Origin of the sequence: Aeromonas sp. BIGb0445 (genome assembly GCF_024809075.1) — a bacterium.
Lineage (GTDB): Bacteria > Pseudomonadota > Gammaproteobacteria > Enterobacterales > Aeromonadaceae > Aeromonas > Aeromonas rivuli.
Window position 1 is genome coordinate 72,425 of the sequence record NZ_JANUES010000006.1, and the last position, 12,974, is coordinate 85,398.

Here is a 12,974-nt window from a genome sequence, read left to right on the forward strand (position 1 = left end):
GCAAGGGATGAAGAGAGAAGACAACAATGACTCCTTCTGCATCCGGGTGGCAAACGGATGGTAAAGATGGGGTGAATGGCGTGGCGCTCGTCCGAGCTGGCCTGCCTATCTGGCCGAGAAGCGGATGTCTCCGTACCAGGCTCGGGCCAGGCCGCCCCCGTTGTCGCTGTCTGTCATGATGGCGATGGAGTCTATCTGGTCGATCGGCTCCCCCAGCAGACGGGCGAGGTCGGCGCGGACATCACGGCGGTAGCTGACCCATTGCCCCGCATGAGCCGGGCCGCTCTCCACGCTCAGCATGATGGCTTGCTCGGTGAAGGCATTGGGCCAATGACTGCCCAGGGGCTGATGGGCAGACCACACATAGTTGATGGCCTTGCTGGAGAGGCCGAACAGGCCGCGTTTGACCACCAGATAGAGGCGAGCCGGGTAGTCATCCCCCGCCTTGCTGCGCTCGTCAGCATGCCCGTCGGCGACAGTGGCCACCTTCCAGCGCCAGCTCAGAATAGGGGTCTTGTTCAGATCGATGGTGTGATCCAGAAACTTGCCGGAGGCACTGCCATCGGCCTCGGCCCGCAGCACTATGCTCCCTGCTTCCTCGACGTCGCTGTAGCGGGTGTGCCCCTGAAACGATTTTTCGGGCCAGCCAATAAGGGGAGAGGGCAGGCCGTTCTCAACGATCAGGCTGGCGGCACCGGCGGTGGCCGAGAGGGTGCACAATATCAGGGCAAAACAGGGGGAAATACCGGGCATGGGGAACTCCTCTGGTGGTCCTGGCAATCAATAACACAGACCGGGGCAGAGGGGTTTTGGTTACAGGGGGAGAGACAGGGGGCACGGCTACCCATAAAAAAACCGGCCTGAGCCGGTCTTTTTATGGGTGAAGGCAGGGCGCGGCTTAGCGGCCGGACTCGGCAATCACACGGGCTATGATATCGGCCCGCTTGGTCGGCGCCAGCTCGCCCAGGGCGATGAGGCCCGCCTTGAAGATGACGTTCTTCGGCAGGCTGACATCGTCCAGGGTGGAGATGGCTTCGATATGCATGCCATTGAGGCGGCTGGCATCACGGGGGCTCAGGTTCACCTGGGTGTTCATGACCTGCTTGCCCTTCTTCTTGGCAGGAGCGGCAGGCTTCTTGCCACTCTCTTCCTGATCTTCTTCTTCCGGCAATTCGTCATCAAAATCGTAAATAGACATAGTCAATCCTGTTGGGTTGCGAAGGGCATGCTCGCCCTTGATCGGTTTGTTCAGCCCATATCCTCGTTACGGATAAAGGCGCGCCAGGAGCTGAGCACCTGGGCAAAATCTTCCAGCCCGCACATGGCCAGCTGTTCATCATCGTAGTAGGCCAGGTCGTCGAGATCCTCATCCAGCGCTATGTTGAGGACATTGGCCTTGACCTCGGCTTCCTCTATCGTCAGCAGCAGCGAGTAGTCGCCGCCCAGCATCTTGTACTCCATCAGGGTGCGATTGGAGAGCTGGTCGATGACGCCGAAGAGCTCGTCGAGCTTCTCTTCATCCTTGCCCACTTCGTCGATCAGCCACTGGCCTATGGCCTCATGGCCCATGGAGAAGCGGGCGCGATAGCCACCGAAGGGATCGCGTCGAAATTCATAGTCCATAAAAGAGGTTCTCGTCAGCTTGGCGCTCGGATGGAGACCAGACAGGAGCCCGAATTGGGACACCACCTCGAGGCTCACATCGAGTAAAGTGGCCTATTCTAGCGATCCCCCCCTCGCTTGTCTTGATGATGTGACAATGGATGCAGCCAGACCATCCTTCCGGGGGAGCCATCCACAGGAGCCTACTGTGCAATTGAATGAGCAGCTCGCCCGCCAGATCGTGACCCGGGCCATGAAAATTCTCTCTTTTTCCGTCAACGTCATGGACGAACAGGGCTTGATCATTGCCTCCGGTAACCCGGAGCGTCTGCATCAGCGCCATGAAGGGGCCGTGCTGGCCCTGACCGACAACAGGGTGGTGGAGATCAGCGAGGCGACCGCCCAGCAGCTCAAGGGGGTGAGGCCTGGCATCAACCTGCCCATCGCCTATCAGGGGGCGCTCATCGGTGTCATCGGTATCTCCGGTGACCCGGACATCGTTCGTGCTTATGCCGAGCTGGTGCGGATGACGGCTGAGCTGATCCTCGAACAGGCCGCGCTCACCGAGCAGCTGCAGTGGGACAAGCGCCACAAGGAGGAGCTGGTGCTGCAACTCATTCGGGGGGAGGGGCGGGTGGATCAGTTGCAACAGGCGGCCCATTTTCTCGCGCTGGACCTGGGCAAGCCCAGAGTGGTGGCCGTGTTGAGCCTGGAAGAGGCTGATCCTGCCCGGCTACGGGAGCTGGTACAGCTGCTCGAATACCCGGAGCGGGACAACCTGGTGGCCATCAATGGTCTGGACGAGATAGTGGTGCTCAAGCCCGCTCAACTGAACGATGGGGTCTGGCAATCGAGTCAGGAGCGGACCCGCATCAAGCAGCTACTGGCGCGGATCCCGGACTTCAAGGTGCGCATCGGGGTGGGGGATTACTTCCCTGGCATCGAGGGTCTGGTGCTCTCCTACCAGACTGCCCGGGATACCCTGCGCCGGGGTCGCCGGCAGGCGCCGCGCAAGCAGGTCTACTTCTTCGAGGATTACCGCCTGCCGGTGCTGCTCGGTAGTCTGGCGGACTCCTGGCAGGCGACTCAGCTGCTGGCACCCCTGCGCACCCTGGCGAAACAGGACAGCAAGGGAGTCCTGCACAAGACGCTGCGCCAATATTTCTTGCAGGATTGTGATCTGCATCGTACTGCGGAATTGTTGTTCATTCATCCTAATACCCTGCGCTATCGGCTGACTCGGATTGAGCAGATAACAGGTTTAAATATCAACAAGTTAGATGATAAGTTTTTACTCTATCTCGGTTTCAGTCTCGGAGAGTGAATTTGTCGTAATGTACAAATAAAGCCAATGCAGAACCGTTGTCTTTGTCTTTTTTTACAAGGCATTTCCGGTTGATTTCCCGATAATGACGACACCTGAACCCCACACATAAAAAAGGTGCCTGTCATGATCCCAGTTACCGCCATCGGCGCCCTAGCGGCGCTCACCATCGCCATCTTTCTCATCCTGAGGAAGGTCCCGCCCGCCTACGGCATGATAGTGGGAGCCCTGGCGGGGGGGCTGATCGGCGGTGCCGACCTGACCCAGACCGTCGCCCTGATGATAGGCGGCGCCCAAGGGATCACCACAGCGGTGATGCGCATCCTGGCCGCCGGTGTGCTGGCTGGCGTCCTGATTGAATCGGGGGCGGCCACCACCATCGCCGAGACCATCATCAAGAAACTGGGAGAGACCCGGGCCCTGCTGGCCCTGGCCCTGGCGACGCTGATCCTGACCGCGGTCGGCGTCTTCGTGGACGTCGCCGTCATCACAGTGGCGCCTATCGCGCTGGCCATTGCCCAGCGCGCCGACCTCTCCAAGCCAGCGATACTGCTCGCCATGATAGGCGGTGGCAAGGCGGGTAACGTCATGTCCCCCAATCCCAACGCCATCGCGGCGGCGGATGCCTTCCATCTGCCCCTGACCTCCGTCATGGCGGCTGGCATCATCCCCGGTATCTTCGGTCTGGTCATGGCCTACTGGCTGGCCAAGCGTCTGAACAACAAGGGTACCAAGGTCACCGCCGAGGAAGTGGTCAGCGTCGATCAGGCTGCTCTGCCCGGCTTTGCCGCCGCCATCAGTGCGCCCCTGGTGGCCATACTGCTGCTGGCCCTGCGTCCCGTGGCTGGCATAGTGGTGGATCCCCTCATCGCCCTGCCCCTGGGTGGCCTGGTCGGCGCCCTCATGATGGGTAAATTCAGCAAGGTGAACCAGTTTGCCGTCTCGGGTCTGGCCCGCATGGCACCTGTGGCCATCATGCTGCTCGGTACGGGTACCCTGGCAGGCATCATCGCCAACTCGGGGCTGAAGGATGTACTGATCAGCGGCCTGACTGCTTCGGGCCTGCCCTCCTACCTGCTGGCCCCCATCTCCGGTGCCCTGATGTCCCTGGCGACCGCCTCGACCACCGCCGGGACTGTGGTCGCCTCCAACGTCTTCAGTTCGACCCTGCTCGAACTCGGCATCAGTGGCTTGGCGGGTGCCGCCATGATCCACGCCGGTGCCACAGTGTTCGACCACATGCCCCATGGCTCCTTCTTCCATGCAACGGGCGGCAGCGTCCACATGGGCATCAGCGAGCGCTTGAAGCTTATCCCTTACGAAACGGCAGTCGGTTTGACCATTGCAGTTGTCTCTACCCTGATGTTTGGCGTACTTGGTGTTGCCTAAGGAATTGATATGAAAATTGTAATTGCCCCTGACTCCTTCAAGGAAAGCCTGAGTGCCATGGAAGTGGCCGACGCCATCGAGGCGGGTTTCAAACAGGTGTTGCCCGATGCGACCTACGTCAAGCTGCCCATGGCCGATGGTGGCGAGGGCACGGTGCGTTCCCTGGTCGATGCCACCGACGGTCGCATAGTAACCGCCGAAGTGACGGCCCCGCTCGGTAACAAGGTCGAGGGATTCCTCGGCCTGCTGGGGGATGGCAAGCGCGCCGTCATCGAGATGGCAGCCGCTTCCGGCCTGCATCTGGTGGCGCCCGAGCAGCGCAACCCCCTGCTGACCTCCAGCGTCGGTACCGGTGAGTTGATCCTGGCCGCCCTGGATCTGGGGGTGACTCACCTCATCCTCGGCATAGGGGGCAGCGCCACCAATGATGGCGGCGCTGGCATGATCCAGGCGCTGGGCGGCAAACTGCTCAAGGCAGACGGCAGCGCCATTGGCTTCGGGGGCGCCGCCCTCGCCGAGCTGGCGACGATCGACTTGAGTGGGCTGGATGCGCGTTTGGCGGATCTCACCATAGAGGTGGCCTGCGATGTGAACAACCCGCTCTGCGGTCCCAAGGGGGCCTCGGCCGTGTTTGGTCCCCAGAAGGGCGCCAACTACGAGATGGTGGTGCAACTGGACAACAACCTGAGCCACTACGCGGATTGCATCGAGGCTGCCCTGGGTTGCCAGGTGAAGGATATCCCGGGGGCAGGTGCCGCCGGTGGCATGGGCGCCGCGCTGGTGGGTCTGCTGGGCGCCGAGCTCAAGCCGGGCATCCAGATCGTCATAGAGGCCCTGGATCTGGCCAGCGTGCTGCAAGATGCGGATCTCGTCATCACCGGCGAGGGTCGCATCGACAGCCAGACCATACATGGCAAGACCCCCATGGGGGTGGCGCGCTGCGCCAAGCAGTTTGGCAAGCCGGTGATCGGCATCGCCGGTTGCCTGACCGATGACTGTGGCGTGGTCCACGAACATGGCATAGATGCCGTCTTCGCCGTGGTCAACCGGGCCATGTCGCTGCCGGAGGCGCTGGAAACCGCCAGTACCAATCTGATGCTGACCTCCCGTAACGTGGCGGCTCTTTACCAACTGAAGCTCTGATCCCGTTGCAGCATCCTCGGATGCGGCACATTTTCAATGCCGGCCCCTGGCCGGCATCTTTTTATCCGCCCTTTTCCTTCTCAATCCCCCACGGAGCCGACGGCTGTTTCTATAGGTCATCAGGCCCGTTTGCGTCATAGTGTTCCCAGACATTCAAGGAGGTCGCCATGCTATTGCTGATGCTGGGAGTGCTGCTGTTCGCCCTGGTGCATCTCTACCCCTGCTTTGCCCAGGCCCACAGGGTGCGGCTCAGGGCGCGTCTGGGGGAGAGTCGTTATAAGGGGATGTTTTCCCTGCTGCTGCTGGTCGCCATCGGCTGCATCGTGGCCGGTTGGCGCAGCCTCTACCCGATGCCGCTCTACTTCCCGCCCTCCTGGGGGCCGGCGGCCGTACAGGGGCTGATGCCCCTGGCGATGATCCTGCTCTGCTCGGGCCAGGGGGCGAACCATTTCCGGCGCTGGTTGCGTCATCCCCAGCTGCTCGCTGTCTTGATCTGGAGTGGCGCTCACCTGCTGGTCAATGCCGAGGCCCGCTCTCTGATCCTGTTTGGTGGCCTGGGGCTCTGGGCGCTGGTCAGCATCGTCTGGATATCGATCCGTGACTGGGGCAGGGTGGCGCGTCCCGAGGCAAGCTGGCAGGGGACGCTGACTAGCCTGGGTCTGGGCCTGGTGGCCACAGTCGTACTGATCTTCGGGGGGCACGGCTGGCTGACCGGCATGGCACTACGCTGAGTCATGGGTGGATTGAGCCAAAGCCCCGCCTGCAGCGTAGAGAGTTCAGAGGCTGACCATAACCACTGGCCCGCTCTTGGTGAGCAGCCCGGGGTCAGATGAAAAAAGGAGAAGAGCATGAAGGGAATCGCACTCATATTGCTGCTCTGGGGTCACTCTGCTCTGGCTGGCTGCCCCGACTATTTTTCCGGGGAGCAGCGCGAGCTCAACAGCACCCAGCGCCACAACCTGTGCCAGCTCACCCAAGGCAAGGTGGTGCTGGTGGTCAATACCGCCTCCTATTGCGGTTACACCAAACAGTTCAAGGGGTTGGAGGCACTCAACCAAGAGTATCGTGACCAGGGGTTGCTGATCCTCGGCTTCCCTTCCAATGATTTCCAGCAAGAAGCGGGGGAGGAGGGGGAGACGGCCGCAGTTTGCCAGCGGGACTATGGGGTCACTTTCCCCATGTTCAACCGGGTCTCGGTGCGTGGCGATCAGGCTATCCCTCTGTTCAAGGGACTGGCGCTGGCGGCCAGGGAGGCGCCAGCCTGGAATTTTCACAAGTATCTGATCGGGCGGGATGGCCAGCTGTTGGCGAGTTATGGATCGCGCCAGCGCCCGGATGAGGATCCTCTGCTCGCGCAGCTACGGCAGGCACTCGCCGCTACCCCCTGAGCGGCGGCTCTGGAATAATGGTGCCCCGCTCCCTTGTTCAGGTCATATCGTGCTGCACCGACTCCCGCAAATGTTGATCTTCGATGCCCTGGTCCGCGAACAGGGCATCTCGGCCGCCGCCCGGCGGCTCGGCGTCTCCAAATCCCACATCAGCAAGCAGCTGGCCCAGCTTGAGGCCGATCTCGGTGCCCAGCTGGTGCAGCGCACCACCCGCCGCTTCGCCCTGACCGAATTGGGGCAGGAGTATGCCCGCCACTGCCGCGCCCTGGTGGCCCAGGCGCAGGAAGCGGAGTCCATGGTGGCGGACAGGCGCGGCAAGGTGAGTGGCGTACTGCATCTAGGGGTGGGTCAGTCGTTTGGCCGATTGCATGTGATCCCCCGCCTCAAGGCCTTCCAGCAGCGCTATCCCGAGTTGGAGCTGGAGGTTTCCCTGTTCGATCACCGAACCAATCTGGTGGATGAGGGACTGGATCTCTGGATCACCACCTATGAAGACAAGCCCCTGGGGCTGATAGGTCAGCGCCTGGCCGATATCGGCTTCGTGTTGGCGGCCTCCCCCGATTACCTGCTCGGCCACGGCACGCCGCTCACGCCGCGAGATCTGCTAGACCACAACTGCATCACCTATCAGAGCCGGGAGCGACGCTATCAGGAGTGGCACTTTCGCAAGGAGAAGGAGCGCCAGAGCGTGCAGGTGGCGGGCAACTACAGGGTCGATCTGGCGGAGGCGGTACGCGACGCCGCGCTGGCCGGGCTGGGGGTGGCCTATATCGCCAACTATCTGCTCGACAAGGAGCTGCAATCGGGCGCCCTGATCCCGCTGCTGCCCGAGTGGCGTCCGAGCCAGAAGATGGCGGTCCATGCCGTGTATGCCCGCCGAGAACATCTGGATCCCAAGATCCGCCTCTTCATCGATTTCCTCAAAGAGGGATTCGGTACGCCACCCTATTGGCAACGGCGTCTGGCGCCCTGGTTGGGACAAGCATTGTCCGGCCTGGAGGAATGATTGTTTCCATGCGTAAACAGTTGTGAGTGGGAGCGAAATAAGACGAGGGGAATCAAGTGCTTGGATCCGGGTGGTTGGCGCAGAGGTGGTTGGTAACAGACTGATAACCTTGTCAGCTTGCAGTCATCAGGGGAGGGGGGCAGAATCCGCGCCCATCTGAAATCCCCCCGATGGAGTCCCCATGATAGCCCTGCTCGGCATGCTCTGCATACTGGCGCTCGCCACCCTCTGCTCTGACAATCGCCGTCGTATCCCACTGAGAACAGTGGGCGGCGCCCTCACCCTGCAGATCGTATTCGCCGCCTTGGTGCTCTGGCTTCCCGCCGGTCAGCGGGTATTGAATGCCGTCAGTGACAGCGTGAGCAGCGTCATCGGTTACGGCCAGGAGGGGATCGCCTTCCTGTTTGGGGACCTGGCCAAGTTCAAACTCGGCTTCATCTTTGCCTTCAATGTGCTGCCGGTCATCATCTTCTTCTCGGCGCTGATCGCCATCCTCTATCACATCGGCTTGATGACCAGGATCATCGCCCTGCTCGGCGGCGGTCTGCAAAAGCTGCTCGGCACTGGCCGGGCCGAGAGCCTCTCAGCCACCGCCAATATCTTCGTCGGCATGGTCGAGGCTCCGCTGGTGGTCAAACCTTACCTTGCCAAGATGTCCGACTCGCAATTCTTCGCGGTGATGAGCTGTGGCCTCGCTTCCGTGGCGGGCGGCACCCTGGTGGGGTATGCCAGCCTGGGAGTGGAGCTCAAGTACCTGATCGCGGCGGCCTTCATGTCTGCCCCGGCCGGTCTGGCCATGGCCAAGATATTGGTGCCGCCGGCAGCGGATGAACAGGATCATCATCAGGATGTGGAGATCCCTCGTGCGACCAACGTGATTGAAGCCGCCGCCGATGGCGCCATGTCAGGTCTGAATATTGCGGTCGCCGTGGGGGCCACGCTGCTGGCCTTCGTCGGTGTGATAGCCCTGCTCAACGGCTTGCTTGGCTGGGCCGGTGGCTTGCTGGGTTGGGAGCTGAGCTTCCAGCTGATCCTGGGCTGGCTGTTTGCCCCTGTCTCCTGGCTCATCGGTGTGCCCTGGGATCAGGCTCAGGCTGCTGGCGCTCTGATTGGCACCAAGGTCGTCATCAACGAATTCGTGGCGTTCATCGCGCTGGTGCAGGATCAGACCCTGGACCCGTCGAGCAAGGCCATCGTCACCTTCGCCCTGTGCGGTTTCGCCAACATCTCTTCCATGGCGATCCTGATCGGCGGCCTGGGATCCATGGTGCCGGAGCGCAAGGCGTTCATCTCTCGCTACGGCATGCGGGCCATACTGGCCGGGGTGCTCGCCAACCTGATGAGCGCCGCCCTGGCAGGTCTGTTCCTCGCTATCTGATTGACCCCCGAAGTTAGCACCTTCCGGTCATGGCCCGCCTCGGCGGGCCTTTTTGTTCCCGGATGTTGCCCATGTCATGAGGCGGGTTAGCCAGGGAAGAGGGCACAAAAAAAGCGCCCCAGGGAAGAGGCGCGAGAAAACAGATTGGAAGTGTCACATGGGTGCACGTGCATGGGTGATGTCCATCCAGGTACGCACTCATTATGCCCCCGCTCTTCTGAAGCACTTCTGAGAGTGGCCTTCATCTGATGTTCATCTTTTCGCCGCAAAGCCCTCTCTTTTGGAAGGGAGATCACTCCTCACTCAGCCAGCCTGTGTCAATCCAGGGCTATCTTGCCTCGTCCGGATTTGATGTCGCCCTTGCGCTTCTTGGCTTCGACTCGGCGGCGCTGGGAGCCCTTGGTCGGCTTGGTGGCTCGGCGGGCCTTGGGTCGCCAGGCGGCCTTGGTCAGCAGTTCCACCAGTCGGCTCATGGCCTCCTTGCGGTTCATGTCCTGGCTGCGATGGGTCTCGACCCGGATCAGGATGAAGCCGTCATGTACCCGGCTGTCACTGAGCCTGTCCAGCCCCTCTTTATAGAGTTCTGGCAGGCTGGGGGAGCCTCGGTAATCGAAGCGCAACCAGACCGCCGAGTCTGTCTTGTTGACGTGTTGCCCCCCGGCGCCCTGGGCGCGCATCGCCTGAAACTGCAACTCATGCCAGGGCAGGGTGACGTGTTCCGAGATGACTAGCATGGAGTGACTGAACCAATTTGGTGCATTTTTTAACCTTGTTTAAGGATGGTGCCTCATCGTGGGGCGCTCTGCTCCCCCTTGGAGAGTCTGCGGAGAGGGGTTAGGCCATGTTTATTTTATCTTATTGAAATATAACAATAAAAATTCTTGGCACAAGAATTGATTGCACTATATCGACACACCATGGATTGGGAGCAACCAGATGAAATTGATTACTGCGATTATCAAGCCCTTCAAGTTGGACGATGTGCGTGAAGCCATTGCCAATCTCGGCGTCGAGGGATTGACCGTCTCCGAGGTCAAAGGGTTCGGCCGTCAGAAGGGACATACCGAATTATACCGTGGCGCCGAGTATCAGGTCGACTTCCTGCCCAAGGTCAAGCTGGAGATTGCCACCATCAGCGACAACGTGGAGAGCGTGATCGAGGCGATCTGCAAGGCGGCCTACACCGGCAAGATTGGGGATGGCAAGATTTTCGTCTATGAGCTGCAGCAGGCGGTGCGGATCCGCACCGGCGAGACAGACGACGAAGCGCTGTGAGTCATTGGAATTAGGGAAGCTGTTAGGAGATTGTCATGGAAGAGTTAGCCAAGAGTGTCAGTGAGCTGCGTTTTGCGCTGGATACCTTTTATCTGTTGATGTCCGGGGTCCTGGTTATGTGGATGACCGCCGGTTTCGCCATGTTGGAAGCAGGCCTGGTGCGCGCCAAGAACACCACGGAGATACTGACCAAGAACGTCCTGCTCTATACCATCGCCTGCGTGATGTACCTGCTGATCGGTTACAACATCATGTACGTCGACAACGGTGCCGGTGGCTGGCTGCCGAGTGTTGGCACCTTGCTCGGTACTCAGGCCGAGGGGGCAAGTCACTCGCTCGAGTCTGATTTCTTCTTCCAGGTGGTGTTCGTGGCAACGGCGACCTCCATCGTCTCCGGCGCCGTGGCCGAGCGGATGAAACTCTGGTCTTTCTTGCTGTTCTGCGTGGTGATGACTGGGGTCATCTACCCGGTTGAGGGTTACTGGACCTGGGGTGGCGGCTTCTTGAAAGAGGCTGGCTTCTCCGACTTCGCCGGCTCTGGCATCGTGCACCTCGCGGGTGCCGCCGCCGCCCTGGCCGCCGTACTGGTACTGGGGGCGCGTCGTGGCAAATATGGCAAGAATGGCGAGATCTACCCCATCCCCGGCTCCAACCTGCCGTTGGCGACCCTGGGCACCCTGATCCTCTGGATGGGTTGGTTCGGCTTCAACGGTGGTTCGCAATTGATGTTGTCCGATGCGGCCAATGCCAGTGCCATCGGTAAGGTGTTCGTCAACACCAACGCCGCTGCCGCCACCGGCGCCCTGGGCGCCCTGCTGGTGACCAAGCTGACTTGGGGCAAGGCTGACCTGACCATGGTATTGAACGGTGCGCTGGCCGGTCTGGTCGCCATCACGGCCGACCCTGCCTCACCCAGCCCGCTCTTTGCCAGCCTGATCGGTGTCCTGGCCGGTGGCCTGGTGGTTTATGCCATCGTCAGCTTCGACAAGCTGAAGATTGATGATCCGGTCGGCGCCTTGTCGGTGCACGGCGTCTGCGGTTTCTTCGGCCTGATGGTCGTGCCCTTCAGCAATGAAGCAACCACCTTTGGCGCTCAGTTGCTCGGTGCGGCTGTCATCTTCGGTTGGGTGTTCCTCGCATCTCTGGTGGTGTGGCTCCTGCTCAAGGCGACCCTGGGGATCCGGGTCAGCGAAGAGGAAGAGATGATGGGTGTCGATCTGCACGAGTGTGGTGTGGATGCTTATCCGGAGTTTGTGACGGTGAAAAGCAGCCATTAATTGACGGTTAACTCAGCTGAAAGGGCCGGATGGGATTCCATCCGGCCCTTTTATTTATCATTGAATAAATTTGTGATGCGGATGCGGTAATCGGCTTGCGATATGGCAATTTCCTCAGGCAGAATGCAAACAACAATAATTCTCACTATTCGCGTTCATCCCAAGGAATTGACTCCATGATCAAGAAGACACTATTGGCGCTGGCATTGACGGCCATTTCTGCTCCCGCCGCCATGGCTGCACAGGAAGTAAATGTCTATTCGAACCGTCAGGATGAGCTGATCAAGCCCATCATCCAGCAGTTCGAAAAGGAGTCAGGGATCAAGGTCAATGTGGTCTTTGCCAAAGAGGGGCTCAACGAGCGCCTGGAGCGTGAAGGCAAGCTCTCCCCGGCGGATCTGATGCTGACCGTGGACATCAGCCGTTTGACCGATCTGGTCGACAAGGATCTGGTGCAACCGGTAGACAGCAAGCTGCTGCAGGAGAATATCCCGGCCGCCTACCGCGACCCGGATAATCGCTGGTTTGCCCTGACCACTCGCGTGCGGGCCATCTACTCCAGCAAAGAGCGTCTGGGCAAACTTGCCGAGATCAGCTACGAAGATCTGGTCAAGCCGGAATTCAAAGGCAAAATTTGTACCCGCAGCGGCAAGCATGAGTACAATGTTGCCCTGATCTCCTCCATGATCGTTCATCACGGCATGGCGGATACCAAGACCTGGCTGGAAGGGGTCAAGGCCAACCTGGCGCGCACGCCTCAGGGTAACGATCGGGATCAGGTCAAGGCGATCAAGGATGGCATCTGTGATGTCTCCCTGGGCAACAGCTACTACCTGGGCGCCATGCTCAAGGATCCGGAGCAGAAGGCCTGGGCTGAGGCGGTCGAGATCAACTTCCCGAATCAGACCAATCGTGGCGCCCACGTCAACGTGAGCGGTGTGGCCATGACCAAGTACGCCAAAAACAAGGTGCAAGCGCAGAAGTTGATGGAGTTCCTCTCCGGTGATCAGGCTCAGCACATGTATGCCGAGGTGAACGCCGAGTATCCGGTCAAGCCTGGTGTTGAGCCGTCCGCCATGGTCAAATCCTGGGGCAGCTTCAAGGTCGATGCCCTGCCGGTCAGCGACTATGCCAAGCACCGTAAGGATGCGCTGCAGCTGCTCGACGAAGTCAAGTTCGATCTGTAATCAGA

The 12,974-nt window shown here is 60.4% G+C and carries 14 protein-coding genes; 10 read left to right on the forward strand and 4 right to left on the reverse strand.

What is annotated here, in order from left to right; all coding sequences use genetic code 11:
* Window positions 1-105 precede the first annotated feature (105 nt).
* From M2367_RS13590 to M2367_RS13600, 3 genes are all read right to left on the reverse strand, one after another.
* Window positions 106-753 (reverse strand): DUF3047 domain-containing protein, encoded by a 648-nt coding sequence (locus tag M2367_RS13590; RefSeq protein WP_259236993.1) that lies wholly within the window; start codon window positions 751-753, stop codon window positions 106-108.
* 145 nt (window positions 754-898) lie between these two features.
* Window positions 899-1,198 carry a hypothetical protein gene (locus M2367_RS13595; protein WP_005905686.1) on the reverse strand — a complete coding sequence of 100 codons (300 nt, stop codon included), beginning with the start codon at window positions 1,196-1,198 and terminating at the stop codon, window positions 899-901.
* 50 nt (window positions 1,199-1,248) lie between these two features.
* Complete coding sequence (locus M2367_RS13600) at window positions 1,249-1,623, reverse strand: YacL family protein (RefSeq protein WP_042044234.1); 375 nt, start codon at window positions 1,621-1,623, stop codon at window positions 1,249-1,251.
* A gap of 187 nt (window positions 1,624-1,810) precedes the next feature.
* Here M2367_RS13600 and M2367_RS13605 point away from each other — a divergent pair, with 187 nt between their 5' ends.
* The 7 genes from M2367_RS13605 (at window position 1,811) to M2367_RS13635 (ending at window position 9,230) form a co-directional block, all read left to right on the forward strand.
* Window positions 1,811-2,926: a sugar diacid recognition domain-containing protein gene (locus M2367_RS13605; protein WP_259236994.1), complete on the forward strand. Its 1,116-nt coding sequence runs from the start codon at window positions 1,811-1,813 to the stop codon at window positions 2,924-2,926.
* 126 nt (window positions 2,927-3,052) lie between these two features.
* Entirely contained in the window at window positions 3,053-4,315 is a 1,263-nt protein-coding gene (locus tag M2367_RS13610; RefSeq protein ID WP_224431325.1) for a GntP family permease, read from the forward strand.
* A gap of 9 nt (window positions 4,316-4,324) precedes the next feature.
* A complete protein-coding gene (locus tag M2367_RS13615; RefSeq protein ID WP_259236995.1) occupies window positions 4,325-5,458 on the forward strand; it encodes a glycerate kinase in 1,134 nt (377 codons plus the stop codon).
* Between the two features lie 167 nt (window positions 5,459-5,625).
* Window positions 5,626-6,189, forward strand: coding sequence for an NnrU family protein (locus M2367_RS13620; protein WP_259236996.1), 564 nt, complete (start codon window positions 5,626-5,628; stop codon window positions 6,187-6,189).
* 117 nt (window positions 6,190-6,306) lie between these two features.
* Window positions 6,307-6,846 carry a glutathione peroxidase gene (locus M2367_RS13625; RefSeq protein WP_259236999.1) on the forward strand — a complete coding sequence of 180 codons (540 nt, stop codon included), beginning with the start codon at window positions 6,307-6,309 and terminating at the stop codon, window positions 6,844-6,846.
* A 70-nt stretch (window positions 6,847-6,916) separates the two neighbouring features.
* On the forward strand, window positions 6,917-7,852 hold the full coding sequence (locus M2367_RS13630) for a LysR family transcriptional regulator (RefSeq protein WP_224431322.1): 936 nt from the start codon (window positions 6,917-6,919) through the stop codon (window positions 7,850-7,852).
* 181 nt (window positions 7,853-8,033) lie between these two features.
* Complete coding sequence (locus tag M2367_RS13635; protein ID WP_042044227.1) at window positions 8,034-9,230, forward strand: NupC/NupG family nucleoside CNT transporter; 1,197 nt, start codon at window positions 8,034-8,036, stop codon at window positions 9,228-9,230.
* A 317-nt stretch (window positions 9,231-9,547) separates the two neighbouring features.
* On the opposite strand, the gene arfB is transcribed toward M2367_RS13635, so the two are convergent.
* The gene (gene arfB, locus M2367_RS13640) at window positions 9,548-9,964 is read right to left on the reverse strand and encodes an alternative ribosome rescue aminoacyl-tRNA hydrolase ArfB (protein WP_042044226.1); all 417 of its coding nucleotides are present in this window, start codon (window positions 9,962-9,964) and stop codon (window positions 9,548-9,550) included.
* 202 nt (window positions 9,965-10,166) lie between these two features.
* On the opposite strand from arfB, the gene glnK reads away from it, so the two are divergent.
* The 3 genes from glnK to M2367_RS13655 all read left to right on the forward strand — a co-directional run bounded on the left by glnK (window position 10,167) and on the right by M2367_RS13655 (window position 12,969).
* Entirely contained in the window at window positions 10,167-10,505 is a 339-nt protein-coding gene (gene glnK, locus M2367_RS13645) for a P-II family nitrogen regulator (protein ID WP_005904813.1), read from the forward strand.
* Window positions 10,506-10,540: 35 nt separating this feature from the next.
* Window positions 10,541-11,782, forward strand: coding sequence for an ammonium transporter (locus M2367_RS13650; protein WP_224431321.1), 1,242 nt, complete (start codon window positions 10,541-10,543; stop codon window positions 11,780-11,782).
* Window positions 11,783-11,961: 179 nt separating this feature from the next.
* Window positions 11,962-12,969 carry a Fe(3+) ABC transporter substrate-binding protein gene (locus M2367_RS13655; protein ID WP_042044411.1) on the forward strand — a complete coding sequence of 336 codons (1,008 nt, stop codon included), beginning with the start codon at window positions 11,962-11,964 and terminating at the stop codon, window positions 12,967-12,969.
* The last annotated feature ends 5 nt before the right edge of the window (window positions 12,970-12,974 follow it).